This is a genomic window from Pseudomonas sichuanensis (assembly GCF_003231305.1).
GTDB lineage: Bacteria > Pseudomonadota > Gammaproteobacteria > Pseudomonadales > Pseudomonadaceae > Aquipseudomonas > Aquipseudomonas sichuanensis.
Genome location: NZ_QKVM01000049.1, coordinates 1 through 21,001, shown reverse-complemented (window position 1 = coordinate 21,001; position 21,001 = coordinate 1). Strand labels below are relative to the sequence as shown.

23 protein-coding genes and 1 tRNA gene are annotated in these 21,001 nt (G+C 64.8%); all 24 read right to left on the bottom strand.

What is annotated here, in order from left to right:
• Window positions 1-92: 92 nt before the first annotated feature.
• On the bottom strand, window positions 93-1,064 hold the full coding sequence (locus DM373_RS22275; RefSeq protein ID WP_110995638.1) for a hypothetical protein: 972 nt from the start codon (window positions 1,062-1,064) through the stop codon (window positions 93-95).
• Window positions 1,037-1,738 carry a hypothetical protein gene (locus DM373_RS22270; protein ID WP_110995637.1) on the bottom strand — a complete coding sequence of 234 codons (702 nt, stop codon included), beginning with the start codon at window positions 1,736-1,738 and terminating at the stop codon, window positions 1,037-1,039. Before DM373_RS22270 ends, DM373_RS22275 begins: the two co-directional genes overlap by 28 nt.
• Window positions 1,735-2,274 carry a baseplate complex protein gene (locus tag DM373_RS22265; RefSeq protein ID WP_110995636.1) on the bottom strand — a complete coding sequence of 180 codons (540 nt, stop codon included), beginning with the start codon at window positions 2,272-2,274 and terminating at the stop codon, window positions 1,735-1,737. The genes DM373_RS22270 and DM373_RS22265 overlap by 4 nt, the downstream gene beginning before the upstream one ends.
• Window positions 2,271-3,194, bottom strand: a complete 924-nt coding sequence (locus DM373_RS22260) for a hypothetical protein (RefSeq protein ID WP_110995661.1) — start codon at window positions 3,192-3,194, stop codon at window positions 2,271-2,273. The genes DM373_RS22265 and DM373_RS22260 overlap by 4 nt, the downstream gene beginning before the upstream one ends.
• Window positions 3,191-3,901, bottom strand: coding sequence for a DUF4376 domain-containing protein (locus DM373_RS22255; protein WP_110995635.1), 711 nt, complete (start codon window positions 3,899-3,901; stop codon window positions 3,191-3,193). The genes DM373_RS22260 and DM373_RS22255 overlap by 4 nt, the downstream gene beginning before the upstream one ends.
• Before the next feature lie 8 nt (window positions 3,902-3,909).
• A complete protein-coding gene (locus DM373_RS22250; RefSeq protein ID WP_110995634.1) occupies window positions 3,910-5,964 on the bottom strand; it encodes a phage tail-collar fiber domain-containing protein in 2,055 nt (684 codons plus the stop codon).
• An 8-nt stretch (window positions 5,965-5,972) separates the two neighbouring features.
• Window positions 5,973-6,497, bottom strand: coding sequence for a phage tail protein (locus DM373_RS22245; RefSeq protein WP_110995633.1), 525 nt, complete (start codon window positions 6,495-6,497; stop codon window positions 5,973-5,975).
• On the bottom strand, window positions 6,494-7,666 hold the full coding sequence (locus DM373_RS22240) for a baseplate J/gp47 family protein (protein WP_110995632.1): 1,173 nt from the start codon (window positions 7,664-7,666) through the stop codon (window positions 6,494-6,496). Before DM373_RS22240 ends, DM373_RS22245 begins: the two co-directional genes overlap by 4 nt.
• On the bottom strand, window positions 7,663-7,980 hold the full coding sequence (locus DM373_RS22235; RefSeq protein WP_110995631.1) for a DUF2590 family protein: 318 nt from the start codon (window positions 7,978-7,980) through the stop codon (window positions 7,663-7,665). The genes DM373_RS22240 and DM373_RS22235 overlap by 4 nt, the downstream gene beginning before the upstream one ends.
• Window positions 7,980-10,088, bottom strand: coding sequence for a phage tail tape measure protein (locus DM373_RS22230; RefSeq protein ID WP_110995630.1), 2,109 nt, complete (start codon window positions 10,086-10,088; stop codon window positions 7,980-7,982). The genes DM373_RS22235 and DM373_RS22230 overlap by 1 nt, the downstream gene beginning before the upstream one ends.
• A 6-nt stretch (window positions 10,089-10,094) precedes the next feature.
• Entirely contained in the window at window positions 10,095-10,241 is a 147-nt protein-coding gene (locus DM373_RS29790; protein ID WP_425272606.1) for a DUF6890 family protein, read from the bottom strand.
• Between the two features lie 20 nt (window positions 10,242-10,261).
• Window positions 10,262-10,549: a putative phage tail assembly chaperone gene (locus tag DM373_RS22225; protein ID WP_110995629.1), complete on the bottom strand. Its 288-nt coding sequence runs from the start codon at window positions 10,547-10,549 to the stop codon at window positions 10,262-10,264.
• 51 nt (window positions 10,550-10,600) lie between these two features.
• Complete coding sequence (locus tag DM373_RS22220) at window positions 10,601-10,807, bottom strand: TraR/DksA C4-type zinc finger protein (RefSeq protein WP_110995628.1); 207 nt, start codon at window positions 10,805-10,807, stop codon at window positions 10,601-10,603.
• On the bottom strand, window positions 10,807-11,256 hold the full coding sequence (locus DM373_RS22215) for a phage protein (protein ID WP_110995627.1): 450 nt from the start codon (window positions 11,254-11,256) through the stop codon (window positions 10,807-10,809). The genes DM373_RS22220 and DM373_RS22215 overlap by 1 nt, the downstream gene beginning before the upstream one ends.
• A 3-nt stretch (window positions 11,257-11,259) precedes the next feature.
• Complete coding sequence (locus DM373_RS22210) at window positions 11,260-12,375, bottom strand: DUF2586 domain-containing protein (protein ID WP_110995626.1); 1,116 nt, start codon at window positions 12,373-12,375, stop codon at window positions 11,260-11,262.
• A gap of 96 nt (window positions 12,376-12,471) precedes the next feature.
• Complete coding sequence (locus DM373_RS22205; protein WP_110995625.1) at window positions 12,472-12,948, bottom strand: phage tail protein; 477 nt, start codon at window positions 12,946-12,948, stop codon at window positions 12,472-12,474.
• A 604-nt stretch (window positions 12,949-13,552) separates the two neighbouring features.
• Window positions 13,553-14,653 carry a redox-regulated ATPase YchF gene (gene ychF / locus DM373_RS22200; RefSeq protein ID WP_110995624.1) on the bottom strand — a complete coding sequence of 367 codons (1,101 nt, stop codon included), beginning with the start codon at window positions 14,651-14,653 and terminating at the stop codon, window positions 13,553-13,555.
• Window positions 14,654-14,676: 23 nt separating this feature from the next.
• Window positions 14,677-15,261 carry an aminoacyl-tRNA hydrolase gene (gene pth / locus DM373_RS22195; protein WP_110995623.1) on the bottom strand — a complete coding sequence of 195 codons (585 nt, stop codon included), beginning with the start codon at window positions 15,259-15,261 and terminating at the stop codon, window positions 14,677-14,679.
• Between the two features lie 81 nt (window positions 15,262-15,342).
• Window positions 15,343-15,936, bottom strand: a complete 594-nt coding sequence (locus DM373_RS22190; RefSeq protein WP_110995622.1) for a 50S ribosomal protein L25/general stress protein Ctc — start codon at window positions 15,934-15,936, stop codon at window positions 15,343-15,345.
• A gap of 120 nt (window positions 15,937-16,056) precedes the next feature.
• On the bottom strand, window positions 16,057-16,998 hold the full coding sequence (locus tag DM373_RS22185) for a ribose-phosphate pyrophosphokinase (RefSeq protein ID WP_099773531.1): 942 nt from the start codon (window positions 16,996-16,998) through the stop codon (window positions 16,057-16,059).
• A gap of 47 nt (window positions 16,999-17,045) precedes the next feature.
• Window positions 17,046-17,120: transfer RNA gene (locus DM373_RS22180), tRNA-Gln, on the bottom strand.
• A 20-nt stretch (window positions 17,121-17,140) separates the two neighbouring features.
• Complete coding sequence (gene ispE / locus DM373_RS22175) at window positions 17,141-18,001, bottom strand: 4-(cytidine 5'-diphospho)-2-C-methyl-D-erythritol kinase (RefSeq protein WP_110995621.1); 861 nt, start codon at window positions 17,999-18,001, stop codon at window positions 17,141-17,143.
• Between the two features lie 5 nt (window positions 18,002-18,006).
• Complete coding sequence (gene lolB, locus DM373_RS22170; RefSeq protein WP_110995620.1) at window positions 18,007-18,624, bottom strand: lipoprotein insertase outer membrane protein LolB; 618 nt, start codon at window positions 18,622-18,624, stop codon at window positions 18,007-18,009.
• Window positions 18,625-18,626: 2 nt separating this feature from the next.
• Complete coding sequence (locus DM373_RS22165; protein WP_110995619.1) at window positions 18,627-20,351, bottom strand: tetratricopeptide repeat protein; 1,725 nt, start codon at window positions 20,349-20,351, stop codon at window positions 18,627-18,629.
• Between the last annotated feature and the right edge of the window lie 650 nt (window positions 20,352-21,001).

Genomic DNA, 21,001 nt, shown 5'->3' with positions numbered 1-21,001 from the left:
GCAGGGTCGATGCTAGGCAATCGACGCTGCACCGCCCATGGCGGGGAGAACATGTTGGGTATGTGGGATTCGATATGTTTGCCGGCGGGCGGTCAAAGCGTGATCGGCTTGAGCTTCAGGCCCAGGGCCTGGGCCTGGACGGCCGCGGTGCCGAAGGCCGCCGCGTTGCCGGGTGGTGGCGTGGGGCCGTGCACGTGCCCGGCCAGTTGGCTGTTCATCTCCTGCACCAGGTCGAGCAGGTCGCAAAGCACCTGCAGCACGTTCACCGCTTCGGAGCCCAGCCAGGTCTTCGGTGCCTGCAAGCGCTGGCCGAGTTTCGCCACGCTCTCGCGCATGCCTTCGATGCGTTCCTGGGCATCGCCGCCGATCGCCGTGTTGAGCTTTTGTCCCACGGCCAGGTTCAGGTCGCGCCCGGTGGCCTGGTGCAGGTCGTCGAGGGCGGCCAGGCTGACCGAGCCGCCGGACAGCAACTTGAGTGCACCCAAGGCCTCGACCGTCTTCACCCCGCCCACCGTCTCGGTCGAATGGTCGTCCACATTCAGGCGGTGGGTCTGGAACTGCTCGGCATTGGTCAGTGCCTGCACTTCGCGTTCGATGGCCTTGTCCAGCAACTTGCCGTCGGTCTGGCGCAGCCAGTTGCCAGCCGCATCGGCGCGTTGCTGGCAGGCCTCGCTGTGCTGCCACACCAGGTCGCCCTTCGCCACCCGGGGCAGGCTCAGCCCATGGGGCAGAACCTGCTGGATGAAGGGTTTGTGAGGCAGGCCGTAGGCGAACGACACCACCACGGTGGTGCCCTCTTCGGGGAAGCCGAACATGCCCCGTTCCTGGCCGCCCATGGGCGCCGGCAGCGGCAGGCTGGTGAACAGCGGGAGCGCCGGATCCGGTTCTCCGTCGGGCAGCAGCACCTGGACATCGACACCGAAGCGCGGGCGGAAGTCGTCGCACAGGCCGGGCGCCGCCGGCGCATCGGGCACCGCGACCACACGCCCGAAGCGTGGCAGGTGATAGCCCCCGGTGATCTCGGGGAACTGGCGTTCTACGGTACGGCGGATTGCGTCTTCCATCGGATGGCCATCTGGTTGCCGGCGAGCGCGACATGGGTCACGCGCTCGCCGTGGTTGATCGTTGCGCCGGGGCGCAGCCCGGGCAGGGCTGCAATCGTGGCGCTCTGGTTGCCCTGGTAGTTGTCGAGCAGCTCGACCGGCAGTTGCAGCGCCGGGCGCACGCCGAAGTAGCTGTCTGCCCAACTGCCCACGTACACCTCGCCATTGCCCTGCTGCTGCCAGATGAAGTCCGGGATGTCGAACACCCTGGCCAGGCTTTCCATGGCCTGGAAACCCGCGGCCAGGCTGTAGAAGAATGGCGCCCGGATCGACGCGTAGGGCCGCTCGGGCACGCGAAAGCGCAGGCCGGTCTGCTGGCTGATCTGCGCGAGCACGCCGCGCAAGTCGACGTGACGCAGGTTCATGGGCAGTGGCTTGGCCAGGATCGCCGCCAGTTCCCGGCAGAACAGCACCTGCTTGCCGTTGGCGGCGGTGCAGCGTTCCACGTAGCCGATGAAATGCCGCTGCAGGGGGCTGTCGTTGTAGCCGACGTCGAAGGTGACCAGGCCCTTGAGAGGCGCGCCGGCCTGCACGGTGAAGGTTGCCCGCCCCGGATTGCGCAGCTCCAGGCGTACGTCCGAGCTGACCAGCTCGTAGCCCACGCCTGCCACGCTGAGTACCTGGTGCAGCTTCATGGCTTGTCTCCCAACCAGTCGTCGAACTTTTTCAACAGGGTTTCGAAGCCACTGAGCTCCGGGTCCTTGTCATCGTCGACTTCCTGCGCGGCGACCGTGGTGCCAGTGCCGGTCTGCGCCTTGACAGGCTTCTTGGCGCGGCGCTTTTCGACCTTCTCCGGGTTGGACTTCTTCTCGGCCAGGCCGAACTGCACGCGCCAGCACGCCAGCGTGTCGTCCTCGCGGGCGTTGACATTCTCGGCGAACTGCACCTGGCGGATGCCAAAGGCCTCGGCCGTGTCGTTGACGATGCGATAGGTCTTGAGCTGGCCGCCGCTCTGCGTGGCTTCGGCCAGGCGCATCAGGCTGCGCAGCCAGGCACTGTTGACGTAGGGGATGGTCAGGTTGACGGCGAGGGTCTTGGGTTTGAAACCCTTGTGCGCGGTCTCGGTGTTGCTGGTCTGGCCAGACAGGTCCTCGGCTTCGATGCGCAGGTTGCCGGTGACTTTCAGGGTCTTGCCTTCGACGGGCTGGCCGTCCAGGAGTAGCAGTGTCATAGGCCCACCATTTCACGTACGAAGCTCAGGCCCGAGGCCGAGCCGACCAGGATCACGCCGGCGCACATCACCCATTCATGCCCAGGGGCATCGCTGTCGAGCAGCAGCCGGCGCAACGCTGCGTTGTTGCCCGGGCCGAGCATGCAGGCGCGCACCGCGCTGTCCGCCTGGCTACCCTCGAGCAGTTGCCGCAGCTCGGCCAGGCGCTGGTCGCGCGCTTGCTGCTGGGCGGCTTTGCGTGAGGCCAGCTCGGCCAGGTCGATCAGTGGCGCACGGTCGGCGGCGTAGCTTTCCAGAACCGCGACCTGCCCTGCGATCGACTGCCGCGCCGCCTTGAGCACAGTGCAACGCTCCAGGGGCAACGCCTCCCAGCGCGGCAGGGCAGCGGCCTGGGGAATCTGCCACTTGTCGGTTTCGAGCCTGGCCAGGTGCTCCGCGCGCCGCTGTGCGCGGACCAGTTCGGGGATCGGCAGCAGTGCGTTGAAACGGCCCAGGGCGGCGGCCAACTGTTCGTGGCGGGTCCCCAGGAACAGCAGGCACAGTGCGTGCTGGTTGCCCTGGGGGGCAGCGGCGTCTGTGGCATCGGTCAGCTTGTTGGCCAGCAGTTGCAGCAGGTTCGGCGCCGACAGGAAGCGCTGGTAACCGCGGCCTTGGCCGATGCCGCTCTGGAAGGGCGTCACCACCAGGCACTTCGGCGCTTCGCCCAATTGCTCGGCGAGCGCCTGTCGCCCGGCCTGGATCGCTTCTATGGCGGCGGCCCCGACCGGGCCGGGGCGGGTGCTGGCCAGCCCTTGCAGTGCGAGCAGCCGTTGCCCGGTGCTGGCCAGCTCGCTGCCGGCCAGGGTCTTGGCAGCGTCCATCTGGCCCATCCACTGGGTCGCCTCGGCGGGCCAACGCAGGGCGACAGGCGCCCAGCTCATGTCGGCACCGTCCACTGGATGGCGCGCAGGGCCTTGAGTTGCTTGTCCTGCAACGCCTTGGCCGCGTCACGCTTGAGCTGGTCGGCGTGTTGCAGCGCGGCCTGCTTGAACCGCACCAGGTCCGTGTTCACTTGCAGCAGCTGGTCGCGGCTGTGCGCCAGGAACTGGCGCGCACCGTCGCTGGCGGCGCATGGGTAGGCGCTGTCCAGGCCGCTGAACACCAGGCCGGTCAGGTTGACCTGGTCTTCCAGCGCGCTGCTGTAGCGGTGCGCCTCGCCCAGGGCGGTGGAGTCGAAGCCGGCCTGGATGTACTGCGCGCAGCTGGCGTTGATTTCGGCGAGCTTCTGCTGATGCACCTTGGCCAGCACGGCGTTGGTGTCGTCCACCCATTCGCCGTTTTTCCACACCTGGTCCGGGCCTGGCTGCTTCAGGGTGTACCCGGAAGGGATCGGCCCCATGCCGTTGAGGGTCAATGGCGCTGCGGTGGTGATGCTGTAGACCACCAGGCCGTTGTGGTAGTCCACCAGCGACCATGCCTGGCCGTTCCAGTAGGCCGCCTTGTTTTCTGGAATGGCGGGCGGGGCGGTCTCCACGCAGCCGCCGGGGATCAGGAACACGCCGGGCTCCAGGGGGGACTCGTCCGCCTCGGTGGTCCCGGTGTAGAGCCCGAGCGAAGAAGTTTGATAGACGGTCTTGGTCGTTGCCATGGGGCACCTCAGTATTTGATGAAGCAGTACAGGGCCATGTTCACCGGCCGCGATTCGTTGCCGCCGTCGCCGCCGATGCTGATGGCGTGGCTGTGCACGCCATCGCCGACCATCGACAGGCCGTGGGTGTGCGAGCCGGCGGCATGAGTAGCCGCGGTCACGCCGTTGGTGTAGTTCGCGGTGGTGAAGTTGGGGGCGCCGTTGCCGACGTCGTTGTTCATGGCGCGGGGCGCGGTGTGGGTGTGCTCGCCTGCTGCGGCGATGGAGCTGCCCGGGTGGTAGTGCCAGCCGGCCTCGCCTGCCGTGGCCGAATGCGCGTGCCACAGGTTCTGGCTGGCCTGGACGGAGCCCTGGACGCGGCCCGGGTCGAAGCCGCGCCCGTCGTCGACGTCGCGGGTGAACAGGCCGCGGGTGTCGGGCAGGTTGAAGGTGGTCGCGCCATCGCCGGCGCCGTACAGGATGCCGATCGCGGAGAACAGCGAGGCGAACGTGGTGCGGCTGACGGCCGCGCCATTGCAGCGCAGGGTTCCGCTGGGGGCGGTGCGGCTGAAGGTCTGGATCAGCGTGCCAGCGGGCACGATGGCCGCAGGGTTGAGGTTGCCGGTGTGGTACATCTCGACCGTCGGGGTCCACTGCCATTGGTTGGTCGTGGCACGGGCAAAGACTTGCACGCCAGGACCGCCCTGCTTCACCGCGATCTGAGCCGAGAACTTCTCGGAGTAGTACGGCATGTTGAGCACGGTGCAGTAGTTCGCCAGCGAAGTCGCGCCGTCGGCGATCGTGTGGAAGCCGCCTGGCAGCCCGATCGTGTCGATCGGGCTGAGGGGGGCGAAATTGGACGCCAGCCCATGGTCGCCGCGCTTGATGGCATCAGTGATCCCGTACCCCTGCAAGGTGGTCGGTTTGCCGCTGGTGATCTTGCTCCAGTCCAGGTTGGGGATGTCGATCTGCTGCAGTGCCTGGCTGCCGATAGCCTGCCCCTTGGCATTGATGACCAGTTTCGAATAGGCCCCAGGCACTACGCCGAGGTCGGGAAGGGTGGCCTGGATGACCACGCTCTTGCTGCCGTCGAAGTCGACGCGGCCGGTGATATCGCCCTGCAAGGCGATCTGCTGCGCCTCGGCCAGGCGGCGGGCCTTGCCGGCCGGCGTGGTGCCGTCTTCGAGGTCGCTGACCGATTTGCGGGTGGCGAAGTGCTTCAGCAAGGGGCCGTCGATCGGCTCGACCGTGCGCCGATCGACGATACCGGTGCTGGTCACGTCGGCGATCGCGACACAATAGTGAAACTTGCCCGCCGAGTCCCAGTAGTCGGGGCGATCCGTGCCTGTTACCAGCTTGGAGTGGGGGTAAACGTCGTTGCCCTGGCGCTCCAGTGCCACATCCAGCCAGACGGTGGCAGGCAACGAGGAGATGAGTACGCTATCACCGCCGCTGGCGCCCAGGTTGCCGATACGCAATCCCTCAACGTAGGCCAGGCCACCCTTGGTTCGATAGCGACCGAATTCGTTGCCCTTTTCCAGCTGCCAGGCCGTGCCGAAGAAGCAGGCCCGACCGAAGATATCCCGGTTACTCGCACGCTCGCGGTCATCGATACTGGCCAGGCGAATAGTGTGATCGTACTGCCAGGTGCTGGAGTCGATGGTGATGCCGGTCACGGCCTGGGCGCCGCTGAACTCGACCAGGATGTTGCGCGTGATGTTGTTGCCGATCTGCAGGGGCGGGATGTTGCGGCGCTTCTGCTGCAGCGGCACGTAGGCCACTGCGAACAGGACGCCGTCGGAGGTTTCCAGGCCGAGCCAGTTCCAGTCGAAGTCGCCGACGTCACTGCTGAGCATCGAGCTGTACACCACCTGGTTGGGGTTGACGAAGCTGCGGTTGGTGTAGGGCACTTCATAGCGGTGGACGATCTGCTCCGCCGGCGGCATGGCCTCGGCGCGGTCCACCGGCTTGTAGGGGTCGAGCCCCGGAACGTTGGCGTAGATGAAGCGGGTGACCGTCAGAAAGTCATCGTAGGCGATCTTTTCGGCGATCAGTCTTTCACCGGCGAGCGTGATTGTAGCCATGCTGGCTCCTACAGGCTGGCGACCAGCGTCTGCTGGTCGTCGTTGAAATGAACTGCGCCGATGCGCAGCGAAACAGGGGTGATCGACACGAAGTCGTAGCGGCGGCAGGTGCGGCCGTATTGCTGGACCAGCACGCGCAGAAGCTCGGGGTTCTCCGACAGTTGCGAATCGGAGAGGCGCAACAGGACGACGTCCCAGTCGCGGTCCGGCATGCGCTCGTCGATCTCGATGTAGCCCACGCCAAGGCGCTGCAGGATGCGCTTGAGGCCGGCGGTGCTGCCGGCGTCGACGGCATTGACGAAGGCGAACTTCACCCGCAGGCGGTACAGGCTTTCCGGCTCGTCCTTGAAGCGGGTGATGTCCCGCTGCCAGGCGAGCAGGTCGAGGACGGTGAGGTGGCAGGTCTGGGCGTCCATCTGCTGCAATGGCCAGCGCAGCCATTCGGTCACCCTGGCCCACCAGGCCTGTGCGGCGTCCTTGAGCTTGGTCAGCTCGGTTCCGGCGAGCCAGAACGGCAGTTTCAACGGGCTCATACCAGGTCCACCTTCAGTTCGGCGATGCGGGCGATGCTCAGCTGCGAGACGATGTCGTCGTTGCCGAAGTGCAGCGACTGGATGTCGGCGAACGTCTGGTGCAGCTCCTCGGCCAGGCGGCTGAAGGAGAACCGCGACTGCGGAAGGGTCAATGTCGGGCGGTAGTCGCTCAGGGTGCTTTCGCGAAACGCCGCGCGGATGAACTGGGTGATCCCCTGCTGCAGCGCTTCGCGCCGCTGGGCCGTCAGGTTCGCCTGCGGCCAGACCGTCAGCGCGATGTCGTGGCGCGTCTCGGGCATGACCATCACCATGAGGTCGTCGCCGTGGCCGTGGTTGCCTTCGTCGCGCACGTGGGCGTTGATCTGCTGCAAGTAAGACTCGGCCGGCACGTCGGCGTCGAACAGCACATAGGCGTTGGCACTGCCCGGGCCGCGCGGGGCGTCATGACGGAAATACACGCCGTCGGGGCGCACGCCCGGGAAGGCGGCGATCATGGCGCGATAGACCGCGTCGGTGTGCCACTGGTTGACGGCGCTGAACTGGTTGCGGGTGCGCAGGCGCAGTTGCTCGTCCGGCTCGGGGTCGGCGCCGGGAGCACTCATCCAGCCGTCTGTGTTGACGACCTGGACGATCCCGGTGACCGGCTCGGGCAGGATGGCGTAGTACCCGGGCGCCAGGTTGTAGCCGCTGCCGACTTGTTGCGCCTGGACCTTGACTGACAGTTGCAGGCGGCCGTCGGGGAACAGCGCATCCTCGGTGGTCACCAGCTGGTAGACGTGCCCGTTGATCGCGGCGGACTGCACCACCACGCCGGCGCGCATCAGCAGCTCGCCGGCGCTGTTCTCACGGGTGAACAACAGCAGGCCCTGGGCCTTGGTCGCCCCTTTGCGCTCAACGTTCACCGCCCAGGCCAGGCTGTCCAGCCAGGCGCCGCTGGCGGTCTTGACGAAGAAGTTGGGCAGCACGGTGTCGCTGATGAAACCGAGCAGCCAGAGCACCGGCTTGGTCACCAGCGCCGTCACCACGCGCCAGAACGGCGAGTAGGCGCTGGTGTTGCTGAGCTTGCTGCCCTGGGCGGCCACTTCGGCCTCCCAGGCCTTGTGCAGGGCCGCCTCGGTGGTGGGAATGCCGGCGTCGGCCAGCACTTTGCGAAAGTCCAAGTCGCTCACAGGTATACCTCGATATCACCGAATTTCAGGGTTTTCGCCGTGACCAGGTAGCGGCCCGGGCGCTCTGCCAGGACGCGGGCGGTACCGGGCAGCAGGCGTTCGTCGTCCTCCACCAGCAGCTCCAGCTGCAGGATGCAGTCGGCCTGGCGTTGGCGGCTGCGCTCGGCCACCAGGTTCACCAGCAGGCCGCTGTCGCGAATCATGTGGGCGATGTCCTGGGCGATGCTGGCCCGGTCTTCGATCAGCAGCGGTTGGTGGGAGGGGTCCAGGACCAGGTCGTTGTCGTGGATCAGCAGGTCGATGTAGTCGCTCATCAGGCCACCGCCATTTCCATCATTTGCTCGAGCTCCAGCGGGTTCATGGCTTTGCTGGTGTTGATCTCGACCTTCTCGACGTGCAGGCGACGATCCTGGGTCTGGGTGGTGTTCTGGATCTGGGTCATCAGGCCTCCCTGGGGAACGCTCGTCGGGTTGGCCGGCGAGAGGTTGAGTGCGGTCTGGGCCAGGCGCTGGCGCTGCTGCTCGAGCTGTTCGGTCGCAACGCTCGGCGCCGGTGCGGCGAGCGCGGCCGGCGAGGGCATCAGCGGTGCCGGCGATGGCACCTGCATCAGGGTCTTGAGGGGCGAGGGCGTGGTGGTCATGGGCAGCACGCCGATGGGCACGGTCGGGCCGGGAAGCTCAGGCACCTTGGGTGCTTGCGACGGTTCGGCGAAACGCGTCTGGATGTTCACCCCCGGGATCTTGTTCAGCCATTCGATCACCTCGTTGATCGAACGCCGAACGATGGCGACGATGCCGTCCCAGGCGGCCGTGGCCATGCCGGTCCAGCCACCCATCTTGTCGAACCAGTCGCCCAGCGCTTGCAGTTGCCCGCTGATCCACTGGAAGGCGGCGCTGTCCATGAGTGCGGCCTTGAGTTCATCCCAATAGGCGATCACCAGCACGACCGTGGCGACCAGGGCGACGATGCCGGCGATGATCAGGCCAACGGGGTTGGCCATCATTGCGGCGTTCACCAGCCAGATGGCGCCCTGCCAGGCGAGCATGGCCAGGCGCGCGATGCCCAGGGCGGTCACCATCAGCAGTACCCGGGCGACCAGAAGCACGCATTGGATGGAGTGGGCAATGAACATCGTGATGCTTTTCCACCCGGTCCAGGTGAGCAGCGCCCAGATCAGGTTCAAGCCGGTCATGGCGATCCTGGCGGCTGCGACCAGCACCGTCAGGGCGGTCAGTGCGGCGCTGATGCCAAGGACCGCCAGGGTGGCGATGGCGATCACGCGGGTGATGTTGGGGAACAGCTTGATCCAGCGGACCAGGGTCTGGCCGATCTCGACCAGGCGTGCCATCAAGGGTTGCAGGATGGGAATCAACGCCTGGCCGAAGGCGATGCGCAGCGCGGTGACTGCGGTTGTGAACTGTTGCCAGGGGTCGACCATGGCCTGGGCCATTTTCTCTGCCTGTTCCAGGCCACGGACCTGGCCCAGCTGGTCGATGCCGTTCTTCAGGCGGTCGGTGTCCTGGGCCAGTGTGCCGATGAGCCGGGCCGCCTCGCCGCCGAAGGCCTCGGTGATCTCGGCGTTGGCCGCCGCACCGCGCAGATCGCCGAACTTGCCCTGCAGCTTGGCCAGGATGTCCAGCATCGGCAGGACCTTGCCATTGGTGTCGGTAAACGTCATGCCGAGCTTGCCCGAGGCTTTCTCGATGTTCTCGAAGAACGCCTTGTACAGCCCGCCGGCCGCGCTGGCGTCCATGCTCCCGGACAGGCTGCCGATGACGACCATCTGCTCGGCCAGGTCGACGCCGGCGGCGGTGGCCTGTGCACCGGCTTCCTTGAAGCCATCTTTGATCTGCGCGCCGCTGGTGCGGAACAGCTGGACCGCCAGGGCGGTCTGCCCGGCCAGTACCTTGACCCACTGGCCCTTGCCCATGGCGTCGGCCTGCTGTTTCTGCAGGTTGTACAGCGTGCCGACGTACTCGGCCATCACGCCCTGGTCGGCCTTGGTGGCCTTGGCCAGCACGCTGCTGGCGTAGGTGAAAGTGGCCAGCTGGGAGCCGGCCAGGCCTTTGATCGCGCCTTCGATCTTGTAGGCCGAGGCGACGAAGTCCCTGGCGTTCTCGCCATAGGCGACAGAAAACTTCAGGGCCTTGTTGTTGAGGGCGTCCAGGGCCTCGTCGGCCACACCGAGCGAGCGCACATCGCCCAGGGCGCGGTTCATTTCCAGGGCAGGCTGCAGGAAGGTCCCGAAGCCGCCCGCCGAGCTTTTCAGTTTCTGCGTGCCATCGGTGATCTGCTTGATGGCGGCCTGGCTCTTCTCGGTCAGGCTGTTGAATCCTTGGGTCATCCTCGCCAGCGGCGCGGTGACCTTGTCGGTCAGCGACAGGATGAAATCCAGCCGGCTTGATGCATTGTTCGCGCTCATGGGATGTCAGCTTCCGTTGAATGCACGTGCGATGCCGTTGGCAATGGCGATTTCCATGCGTCGCCAGTGCTCGTCCTCCAGCCACTTGGCGGTGCCCAGGTTTTCGGGCGTGGCAGGTGCGCCGGGCAGCCAGCGCTCCGCCAGGGCCAGCAGCTGGCCGAGGCCGTCCTCGGTCAGTCGCTCGGCGTGGCCGAGCGCTTTTTTACGGTGACCTCGACGGTCGGGGCGTATTCCTCGACCAGCGCGCCGGCCAGCTGGATCACGGTCATCGGGTTGGCCAGCAGCGGCTTGAGCTGCTCCTTGTGTTCGGCTTTCACGGCGGTGACCAGCAGGTTGTTGGCCGGTGCGACCTTGTTGGAGGGGGTCAGGGCGTTGATGTACTTGGTCATCAGGGCCGGGTCGATGGCGAAGTCCAGGGACAGGTCGCCGACTTCCAGGGTGATTTCGGTGCGTTGGGTCATGGTGTCGTTACTCCGTTGGAAGGGGGGATGCAAACGTGCAGGGGGCGGCGCTCAGCGGCCGCGTTCGTGAAGGTGCTGGCAGGGGACGCAGCGGGTCTTGCCGCCCAGGGCGCGGCGCGCCTCGGGGATCTGGTCGGCGCAGTCCACGCAGTGGCTGAGGCTCGGCCCAGTCGCCGCGCCCCGGCCGCGAGCGGCGGCGATTGCCAGGTCGCGCCTGAGCTGCTCCAGGGCCTGGGCGCGGTCGAATGGGCACACCATCAGATCAGGCCCTCGACCTCTTCGAAGGACAGGTACGGCACGCCGTTGATGTGGATGAAGTCCGGGCTGGTGACGTCGAAGTGCAGCTTGTGCTTGGTCTTCTCGCCGCCCTTGGCGTCGATGTTGAGCAAGTTGGAGATCTTGAAGCGGCAGCCGAAGGCCTCCACGCGGATCTCGTCGGTAGGGGTCTTGGCGTAGAACAGCTGGTCGAAGGTGCCCAGCTGGCGGAAGCTGCCGGCCTTGGCGGCGGCTTCGATGATCAGGTTGAAGTTGGTGGTGTCCACTTCCAGCTCGCCGCTGGCGGTCACGTTGCCGGCGACCCAACCGTCCGGCACGCCCCTGGTCTGGGCCACGGCGCTGTTGTCGGTGATTTCGAGGTTTGCGTTCTCAACGTGGATCTTCAGGTCGCCCACGTTGATGTCGAAGTTCAAGCCACTGATCTTGGCCATGGGTTACTCCTGGTTGTCCTGGGAAAGGTCCAGCGCGATGTTCGCGGTGATGTCCTTGGGGCAGTTGTGCGGGCGGATGCGGATGAACACTTCCACCTGGGTGTTGCTCTTCCAGACGATGACCAGGTCGCCGTCACGGGGTGGCTGGATCTCGCCCGGGAACACTTCGCCGGCGAACTTCACCGCCTTGGCCATCCTGCGCAGCGGCGCCATCAGCGCGCTGGTGTTGGCGGCCATGCTGGCGGGGCTGTTGTTCAGGCGGCGATCGCCGATGCGGCGGATCAGCAGCGGGCGTACCTGGCGGGCGGCCTTGTCGGCCAGGCGCAGGTGTTCCAGGACCTGGAAGTCGCTGGCGGCGGTGTCGAGCAGGTTGGCGTCGCCCCAGTACACGCCCTCGTAGTCGGGGTAGGTCTGGGAGACGGAGAAGCGCGCCTTGTCCAGCTCGCTGCGCACCGACGAGGGCAGGGGGATGCCGTCCTTGTCGACGGGCACCAGGCCCAGGCCACGGAGCGGGCCGCTGGCGACGCGCATGGGGGTATCGGCGATGCTGCAGGCCGCGTTGGCCAGGCGCCCGGCCAGCACGCCCAGGTCGTTGCCGTGCAGCAGTGGCACCACCGCCACACGCGGGGCGGCAAAGCCGTTGGTGATCGCTTTCTGCTCGGTGAGGTAGTCCGACCAGGTCGCGCTCGGCAGGATGCCGGCGCTCGCGGCCAGGACGAACGAGCGGCGGCCGTAGCGGGCGCCCAACTGTTCGGCTGCGTCGCTCATGGCCAGCAGTTCGGGGCCCGTGGTCACCGGTTTGGTGATGACGATGCCTTCGACCGAATAGCCTTGTTGCTGGGCGTGTTCCAGGGCGGGAGCCCAGTCGCCCTCGGCGCCGATCGGCGCGGCCAGGCAGGCCCAGCGGTCGCCGCCGTTGGCCCGGGCTGCGATCAGCTGGGTTTTGAGGTCGCTGTCCGCCGCGCCCAGATCGTTGTCCAGGTCGCTGTCGGTGTTCAGGGTCAACAGCTTGCCGACGTTCTTGGCGGCGGGGCCGATGAAGAGGAAGTAGCGCTCGATCTCGGTCACGGCACCTTGGCCGAGGTTGAGATTGTTCACGCTGATTTTACCGAGTGCCATAGGTTGCCTCGTTAGCGGGGGGATTGAAGGGTTGGGGGCCAGGGCCTGCATGAGCGGGCCACTGGCTGCCTGGGCGTTGGTGCCCAGGAAGTCGAGTCAGGGGAGGGTGTTGCTCTGTTGCAGGCCTGCGAGGGCCACCTCGCCTTGCTCGGCGATCCACAGTGGGTGTGGCTGGAAGGACCAGGTCTTGCCGAAGACCTCGATTTCTCCGGCACTGTCCTCGGTCAGGTAAAGGGGCTCGACAAACTCCAGGGCCAGCGACACATCGAACAGGTCGTTGTCTGCGGGCGTGCGCTTGACGCTGAGCGTCGGTGTCGGCAGAGCGAACAGGTGCCGCCCCGGGTCATGGGCTTCCAGCCAGCTGCCGGCCAGTGCCATGAGGCGTGCGGGATGGTCGCTGAAGCCGGTGAAGTCGAACTGGGCGCGATAGCGCAGGTTGCCCATGTGCAGGCCTTGCTCGTTTTGCGTCCAGGCCAGTTGCAGGTCCAGCTGCTGGGCCCAGGCTTGCAGCTGTTCGGGCGGCACCAGCCTGCGGTCGAGCAGGTAGGTGGTCAGCGCCTTGAGCTGGTTCATGGGGAGGCCTCCGTACAGGGCCGGGTGGCTGAGAAATTCATCGTTGAGTGCTCGCGGGTGAGTGCCCAGCCTTGTCGGACTGGACTGTCATGCCTGGAACCGTCGCCCTGTGGGAGCGGGCGATGCGTTGTGTGGCACCGGCTGCGCCGGTGATCGCGGGCAAGCCCGCTCCCACAGGGATGGGTGAAGCGCCGAAGCCATGCTCGGCATTCCAAAAAGCCCGCGGTGCAGGCTCTTCAGTAATGCGTTGTCCAACCGCTGGCCACGACTGGTGGCACGGCGCGGTTGCGCTTCGAATTGTTGACTCCGACCGCGGCCGCCTGCCCGCCGGATAACTGATCGTGGTGCTTTACGCTGCACACCCGGGCCAGTTGCCAACCCTCTGAACTGTCGAGGCCAGTTCATCGCTGCCTGTGTAACAACCGGTTGCTGCCCGGCTTGAGACACAGGCTATGCATTGATGCATATGCAGTCAATGCATTTATGGAAATATTTGCGCATAAGAATTTGCGCAAATGCATGGAGGTCTTTGCTGGTGCTGGCTGTAGGGCTTTTCTGCAGGCGAAAAAAAACCCGCCGAAGCGGGTCTTTTTCAAGGGGAGGATCAGACGTTGAAGCGGAAGTGCATCACGTCGCCATCCTTGACGATGTAGTCCTTGCCTTCCAGGCGCCACTTGCCGGCTTCCTTGGCACCGCCTTCACCCTTGAACTGGATGAAGTCGTCGTAGGCCACCACTTCGGCGCGGATGAAGCCTTTTTCGAAGTCGGTGTGGATCACGCCCGCGGCCTGTGGCGCGGTGGCGCCGACGCGTACGGTCCAGGCACGTACTTCCTGCACGCCGGCAGTGAAGTAGGTTTGCAGGTTGAGCAGCTCGTAACCGGCGCGGATCACGCGGTTCAGGCCAGGCTCTTCCAGGCCCAGGGCCTCGAGGAACATGTCTTTCTCTTCGCCATCATCCAGCTCGGCGATTTCGGCTTCGATCTTGTTGCACACCGGCACCACCACCGCGCCTTCTTCCTCGGCGATGGCCTTGACCACGTCCAGGTGCGGGTTGTTGTCGAAGCCGTCTTCGGCCACGTTGGCGATGTACATCACCGGCTTGCTGGTCAGCAGGTGGAAGCCACGGATGACGGCTTTCTCGTCGGCGCTCATGTTCTTCATCAGGCTGCGCGCAGGCTTGCCTTCGGTGAAGTGGGGGATGAGCTGCTCGAGGATGGCTTTCTGCGCCAGGGCGTCCTTGTCACCGCCCTTGGCGTTGCGCGCGACCTTCTGCAGTTGCTTCTCGCAGCTGTCGAGGTCGGCGAAGATCAGTTCGAGGTCGATGATCTCGATGTCGCGCTTGGGGTCGACGCTGTTGGAAACGTGAATCACGTTCTCGTCTTCGAAGCAGCGCACCACGTGGGCGATGGCGTCGGTCTCGCGGATGTTGGCGAGGAACTTGTTGCCCAGGCCTTCACCTTTCGAGGCACCGGCCACCAGGCCTGCGATGTCGACGAACTCCATGGTGGTCGGCAGGATGCGGTTTGGCTTGACGATTTCGGCCAGCGCATTCAGGCGCGCGTCGGGCATCGGCACGATGCCGCTGTTCGGCTCGATGGTGCAGAAGGGGAAGTTCTCAGCCGCAATACCGGACTTGGTCAGGGCGTTGAACAGGGTGGACTTGCCGACGTTGGGCAGGCCGACGATGCCGCAATTGAAACCCATGGGTATTCCCCTTACTAGAGTTGTCAGGCCTTCTGGCTGTGCAGCTCGCGCATCGCCTTGGCGAAATCGCCAGCGAGCACGTCCGGCAGCACGCCGAGGGCATAATCGATGCTGGCGTCAAGCTTCTCCTGTTCGGCGCGCGGTGCGCGGCCCAGGACGAAGTTGGAGACCAGCTTGGCGTCGCCCGGGTGGCCAATGCCAAGCCGCAGGCGGTGGAAGTCGTTCTGATTGCCGAGCTGCGCGATGATGTCGCGCAGGCCGTTGTGCCCACCGTGGCCGCCACCGCGCTTGAGCTTGGCGACGCCGGGAGGCAGGTCGAGTTCGTCGTGTGCCACCAGAATGGCCTCCGGCTTGATCCGGAAGAAATTGGCCAAGGCCGCCACGGACTGGCCGCTACGGTTCATGTAGGTGGTGGGGATCAGCAAACGAACGTCGTTGCCCTGATGGCTGAATTTAGCCGTCAGGCCGAAATATTTGCGGTCAGCGGTCAAGGAGACACGCTGGGCGCTGGCTACGCGTTCAACGAAAAGAGCCCCTGCGTTATGCCGGGTCTGTTCGTATTCGGGGCCGGGGTTACCCAGGCCAACGATCAACTGGATGGCGGTCACGTCAGGGGCTCTTCCTTGGAGTTGGTGGGTTACAGGGCGCGGGGCGCACTGTAACCCGGTCAACACCGGCGCGCGAGTGGATTACTCGGCAGCGCCTTCTGCTTCTGGAGCAACGCGTGGAGCGTGAACGTTGGCAACAGCTTTGTCATCACCGTGGGCCAGAGCAACGAACTCTACGCCTTTCGGAGCTTTCAGGTCCGACAGGTGGATGATGGCGCCGACTTCGGCCTTGCTCAGGTCAACTTCGATGAACTCAGGCAGGTCTTTGGCTTCGCAGGAAACTTCGATCTCGGAAACAACGTGCGAGATTTCGCCGCCTTTCTTGATCGGGGCTTCTTCGCCGACGAAGTGAACTGGAACCTTGGCGGTCAGCTTCTGGCCAGCAACGACGCGAACGAAGTCGGCGTGCATGATGAAGCCTTTGGCTGGGTGACGCTGCATGGCCTTGACCACGACGTTTTGCTTGGTGCCGTCGACGTTCAGTTCGATAACGTGGCTGAAGGCAGCTTCGTTTTCGAACAGCTTGGCGATTTCCTTGGCCACGATGGTCAGGGATTGGGCTTCTTTATCGCCACCGTAAACAACGGCAGGGATGTTCAGCGTGTGACGCAGGCGGCGGCTCGCACCTTTCCCCAGGTCAGTACGCGCTTGGGCGTTCAGGATGAAGTCAGTCATTTTGTTTCTCCAAAATAGCCTCCCGCAAGGCGTTTGCGACCAGCGCCAGACGGGGATGGCAAAAAAGCCCCGCCCCAACACAGGTTGGGGCGGGGCGCTTCACATCAACACGTGTCCCGCTTAGCGGAACATCGCGCTGATCGATTCTTCATTGCTGATGCGGCGTACCGCTTCAGCTACTACCGGTGCGATATCCAACTGGCGGATACGGTCACAGGCTTGAGCAGCGGCGGACAGCGGGATGGTGTTGGTCACCACCAGTTCGTCCAGTACCGACTTCTCGATGTTCTCGATCGCGCGGCCCGACAGGACAGGGTGCGTGCAGTAGGCGTAAACCTTGGCAGCGCCGTGTTCTTTCAGGGCCTTGGCCGCGTGGCACAGGGTGCCGGCGGTGTCGACCATGTCGTCTACCAGGATGCAGGTGCGCCCTTCGACGTCGCCGATGATGTGCATAACCTCGGAGTGGTTAGCCTTCTCGCGGCGTTTGTCGATGATCCCGAGATCGACACCCAGGGACTTGGCGACGGCACGGGCACGTACCACACCACCGATGTCCGGGGAGACGATCATCAGGTTCTCGAAACGCTGGTCTTCGATGTCGTCGACCAGTACGGGCGAGCCGTAGATGTTGTCGACGGGGATATCGAAGAAACCCTGGATCTGGTCAGCGTGCAGGTCGACGGTGAGTACACGGTCGATACCTACGACAGTGAGCATGTCAGCGACGACTTTGGCGCTGATGGCTACACGTGCCGAACGCGGACGGCGGTCCTGGCGGGCGTATCCGAAGTAAGGAATCACGGCGGTGATTCGGGATGCTGAGGAGCGGCGGAAGGCATCGGCCATCACTACCAGTTCCATCAGGTTATCGTTGGTCGGGGCACAGGTCGGCTGAATAATGAAAACGTCTTTACCGCGGACATTTTCATTGATCTCAGTGCTGATCTCGCCGTCGGAGAACTTACCGACAGAGACGTCACCGAGAGGGATATGCAGCTGACGTACGACACGCCGAGCCAGATCGGGGTTAGCGTTCCCCGTAAAGACCATCATCTTGGACACGCGCAGTACCTGAAGGCTGAGGGTATACCTGGATGAGTATAGGAAAATGGCAGGGGCGGCTGGATTCGAACCAACGCATGGCAGGATCAAAACCTGCTGCCTTACCGCTTGGCGACGCCCCTGTATCTGTTGCTGCGAGCTCTTATGAACTCGACTTCTTGAGCAGACTTTGCAGCTTGCGATGCAACATCGAAACATTGCTTCCTTTCGCCACAAACCCTGTTTGGGTCGCTGAAAGAAGGGCCAGAACTTTATCAGCTTCGGCTTTGCTTGGGAAGGCCCCAAACACACAACTTCCAGTGCCGGTCATTCGAGCTTCCGTATATTTACCCAATGAAATCAGCGCGTTGCGAACTTCAGGATAACGTTGCTCTACTACCGGTTGGCAGTCATTTCGACTGTTTCCCTCGGGAACGGGGCGCATCTTAAGGGGGAGGGAATCACGTGTCAACTCTGGATGCGAAAAAATTTCCGCTGTGCTGACAGACACTTGCGGCACCAGTACGACGTACCAGGGTTCGCTGGGGTAGACCGGGGTCAGCTGTTCGCCGACGCCCTGGGCGAATGCGGCATGGCCACGGACGAACACCGGCACGTCGGCGCCCAGGCTCAGGCCCAGGCTGGCCAGGCGATCTTCGTCCCAGTCCAGTTGCCACAGGTGGGCCAGCGCCAGCAGGGTGGTCGCGGCGTCCGAGCTGCCGCCGCCAATGCCGCCGCCCATGGGCAGTACCTTGTGCAGCCAGATGTCGGCGCCCAGCGAGGTGCCGGATTGCTGTTGCAACTGGCGCGCCGCGCGAACGATCAGGTTGCTGTCGTGGGGCACGCCCTCGATTTCGGTCTGCAGGCGGATCTGGCCGTCGTCGCGCAGCGCGAAGCTCAGCTCGTCGGCGTGATCGAGGAACTGGAACACGGTTTCCAGCTCGTGGTAGCCGTCCGCGCGGCGGCCGGTGATGTGCAGCCACAGGTTGAGCTTGGCCGGGGCGGGGAGGGTGAGCTTTTCCATCAGTGTCAGTGCCCCAGCTGGCGCGGCTGCCAGTCCTTGACCACCAGGGTCACGTCGATGTTCTCGCCATGCAGCTTCAGGCGCTCGGGCAGCCAGTAGCCGTTCTGTTCGGTATAGCTCAGGTACTGCACCTGCCAGCCGTCCTGCTTGAGGCTGGCCAGGCGGCTGTCGCCGTCGAGGGTGAGCTGGCTCTTGCTGTCCGGGGCGGGCAGGCCACGCACCCACCACACCAGGTGCGAGACCGGCAGGCGCCAGCCAAGCTGTTCTTCCAGCAGGGCTTCGGGGTTTTCGGCCTGGTAGCGGCCCTGGTTGGCCACTTCCAGCACCACGCCACCGGGGCGCCCGGTCAGGCGCGCGGCGCCGCGGCCGAGCGGGCCGGCCAGGCGGATGTCGTAGTAGTCCTGGCGTTGCAGCCAGAACAGCGTGCCGCTGCCGGAGTCACGCGGGGCGCGGATGCCGACCTTGCCGTTGATCTGCCAGCCATCGAGGCTGGCCAGCTGCTGCTTGTGCTCGCGCCACAGTTGCGGGCTGCCCTGGCCTTGTACGGCCTCTTTGCTGCCGAAACCGGCGCAGCCGGCGAGCAGGGCGATGAGCGAGAAGGTGATGCAATGACGCAGAAACATGTTTACAGGCTCTCGGATCCGGTCAGGCGCAGGAGGGTCTTGCGCAGGATGGGGCTGTCGGGCTGTGCTTCGAAGCCCTTGGCCCAGAACTGTTTGGCCTCGCGGCGCTTGCCGTTGGCCCACAGCACTTCGCCCAGGTGGGCGGCCACTTCATGGTCGGGGAAGCGCTCGTAGGCCTGGCGCAGCAGGCGTTCGGCTTCGTCGAGCTTGCCCAGGCGGTAGTTGACCCAGCCCAGGCTGTCGAGCACCGCCGGGTCGTCCGGGGTGAGCTGGTGGGCCTTGTCGATCAGCGCCTTGGCCTCGCCGTAGCGGGTGGTGCGATCCGCCAGGGTGTAGCCCAGCGCGTTGAGCGCCATGGCGTTCTCCGGCTCGCGGGCGATGATGGCGCGCAGGTCTTTTTCCATCTGCGCCAGGTCGTCGCGTTTTTCGGCGAGCATGGCGCGGGTGTAGAGCAGGTTGAGGTCGTCGGGGTAGCGCTTGATCGCCTGCTGCAGCACCTGGTCGGCCTGGGCCTCCTTGCCGTTGTTGCCCAGGCTCTCGGCCTCGATCAGGTACAGCTGGATGGCGTAGTCGGGCTGCGCTTCACGGGCCTCGGCGAGCAAACGCGAGGCTTCGGCGCTGCGGCCGTTGGCAATGAGGATGTCGGCCTGGCGCAGTTGCGCCGGCAGGTAGTCGTTGCCGGCACCCACCAGGGCGTACTCGCGCAGGGCGGCGGCGGGCATGCCGCGCTCTTCGCGCAGGCGGCCGAGGTTGAAGTGGGCGGCGTCGACGTTGGCGTCGCGCTCGACCATTTCCTGCAGATAGCCTTCGGCCTCGTCCCAGTGCTTGGTTTCCAGGCAGACCAACGCCAGCGAATAGCGGATCTCGTCGTCTTCGGGGTATTGCTGCAGCAGGCTTTCGAACTCGGCCTTGGCGTCGTCGATGCGGTCCTGCTCGACCAGGGTGCGCGCGTAGGTAAGGCGCAGGCGCTTGTCTTCCGGGTTGTCGCGGATCGCGCCGCGCAGCAGCGGCAGTGCTTCCGGGCCGCGGTCCAGCGCCTGCAGCAGGCGGGCACGCAGCAGCACCGGGGCGATCTCGCCGTTCTGTGGCGGGTGGCTTTCGAGCAGCTCCAGGGCCTGTTCGGGCTTGTTGTCCTGGTTCAGCAGCAAGGCCTTGCCGAACACCAGCTGGCTGTTGTCGGGGTACTTCACCAGCAGGCGATCGAAGCTCTGCATCAGGCCGTCGCGGGTGCTCTGGTCGGTCTCGGCGGCCGACAGGGCGAGGAAATCGAAGTGGGTGTCGCCCTGGCCTTGCAGCACCTTTTCCATATAGGTCATGGAATCGTCGTAGCGCCCGGCACGGGCCAGCTGGATGGCGGCGGCGCGCTGGGCGTCGAGGTTCTGCGGGTCGTTGCGGGCCCAGATCAGCGCGGTGTCCAGGGCCGGTTCGTCGGCGCCGAGGTATTCGGCGATGCGGTAGGCGCGTTCGGAAACCCCAGGGTCCTGGGTTTTCTCGGCCTGGTCGACGTAGTTCTTCAGGGCGATGTCGAAGCGGTTGCGCTGGCCGGCCAGCTCCGCCACCAGCAGGCTGTAGACGGTCTCCTGCTTGAACGATCCGTACACCACGGGCTTTTCCGCGCTCTTGCCGGCATCGGCGGCGGGTGTCTGGCCGCCCGAGGTGTTCGGGGCCAGGCTCTGGCAGCCTTGGAGCAGGGCGAGGGCAAGCAGCAATGCGTAGGATTTGTTCATAGAGGGCTTTGGTGGCTAACCGGCGGTCGGAGCATGATGACACAAGCGCAGTGGCAAACCCACCTGCGAAGCGTTCGGATAGCTGCGACCTTCGCGGGGCGCCACAGGTTCCGTAGCGGCGTGGCGAGCAGAGGGTTGCAGGGCGGTGCAGCGCCTGTCGTCAGCCGCTGTGGTGTTTATCCGGCCCTGCTATTTGTAGGTTTTTTGCCGCATCGATGCCAGAACAATCCTTCCTTCTGACTGAGAAGTGCCTGACGCCTTCCTCCTGTACCGCTTCGGTATCGTTCTTCCCTCGGCGACTCGGCAGATCTGACCTCAGGTTCAACTGCGCAAGAAGTTGCGCACTTGGCCAGTCAAAAAATGCCGCCTGAAGCGCTGCAGCCCTTATGGCACGGGCTCTTCAGCCAAGTGCGCAACTTTTTGCCAGCACTGCGCAAGAAGTTGCGCAACTTTTGAGTGGCGATCGCTGAAAAACCGATCCAAACGAATGCCTTGGCCATTTAAAGCATTGATTTATAAGCATAAAAATTCTCTGGCACAGCTTTTGTAAGGATGCGCACCCCCCGTTCGGCAACTTTCTGCCACCGGGTGACTTTCTCAACGCATGGAGAGCAACACGCATGGCAACTCCCGCCTACATGTCCGTCACT

Excerpts from the sequence above, each read along its gene's own strand:
- DM373_RS22230 (WP_110995630.1), bottom strand. The coding sequence starts at position 10,088 with ATGAGCGCGAACAATGCATCAAGCCGGCTGGATTTCATCCTGTCGCTG.
- DM373_RS22210 (WP_110995626.1), bottom strand. The coding sequence starts at position 12,375 with ATGGCACTCGGTAAAATCAGCGTGAACAATCTCAACCTCGGCCAAGGT.
- DM373_RS22265 (WP_110995636.1), bottom strand. The coding sequence starts at position 2,274 with ATGACACTGCTACTCCTGGACGGCCAGCCCGTCGAAGGCAAGACCCTG.
- DM373_RS22220 (WP_110995628.1), bottom strand. The coding sequence starts at position 10,807 with ATGGTGTGCCCATTCGACCGCGCCCAGGCCCTGGAGCAGCTCAGGCGC.
- DM373_RS22255 (WP_110995635.1), bottom strand. The coding sequence starts at position 3,901 with ATGGCAACGACCAAGACCGTCTATCAAACTTCTTCGCTCGGGCTCTAC.
- DM373_RS22165 (WP_110995619.1), bottom strand. The coding sequence starts at position 20,351 with ATGAACAAATCCTACGCATTGCTGCTTGCCCTCGCCCTGCTCCAAGGC.
- DM373_RS22190 (WP_110995622.1), bottom strand. The coding sequence starts at position 15,936 with ATGACTGACTTCATCCTGAACGCCCAAGCGCGTACTGACCTGGGGAAA.
- DM373_RS22270 (WP_110995637.1), bottom strand. The coding sequence starts at position 1,738 with ATGAAGCTGCACCAGGTACTCAGCGTGGCAGGCGTGGGCTACGAGCTG.
- lolB (WP_110995620.1), bottom strand. The coding sequence starts at position 18,624 with ATGTTTCTGCGTCATTGCATCACCTTCTCGCTCATCGCCCTGCTCGCC.
- ychF (WP_110995624.1), bottom strand. The coding sequence starts at position 14,653 with ATGGGTTTCAATTGCGGCATCGTCGGCCTGCCCAACGTCGGCAAGTCC.
- DM373_RS22225 (WP_110995629.1), bottom strand. The coding sequence starts at position 10,549 with ATGACCCAACGCACCGAAATCACCCTGGAAGTCGGCGACCTGTCCCTG.
- ispE (WP_110995621.1), bottom strand. The coding sequence starts at position 18,001 with ATGGAAAAGCTCACCCTCCCCGCCCCGGCCAAGCTCAACCTGTGGCTG.
- DM373_RS22215 (WP_110995627.1), bottom strand. The coding sequence starts at position 11,256 with ATGGCCAAGATCAGTGGCTTGAACTTCGACATCAACGTGGGCGACCTG.
- DM373_RS22250 (WP_110995634.1), bottom strand. The coding sequence starts at position 5,964 with ATGGCTACAATCACGCTCGCCGGTGAAAGACTGATCGCCGAAAAGATC.
- DM373_RS22275 (WP_110995638.1), bottom strand. The coding sequence starts at position 1,064 with ATGGAAGACGCAATCCGCCGTACCGTAGAACGCCAGTTCCCCGAGATC.
- DM373_RS22205 (WP_110995625.1), bottom strand. The coding sequence starts at position 12,948 with ATGAACCAGCTCAAGGCGCTGACCACCTACCTGCTCGACCGCAGGCTG.
- DM373_RS22245 (WP_110995633.1), bottom strand. The coding sequence starts at position 6,497 with ATGAGCCCGTTGAAACTGCCGTTCTGGCTCGCCGGAACCGAGCTGACC.
- DM373_RS22260 (WP_110995661.1), bottom strand. The coding sequence starts at position 3,194 with ATGAGCTGGGCGCCTGTCGCCCTGCGTTGGCCCGCCGAGGCGACCCAG.
- DM373_RS22235 (WP_110995631.1), bottom strand. The coding sequence starts at position 7,980 with ATGAGCGACTACATCGACCTGCTGATCCACGACAACGACCTGGTCCTG.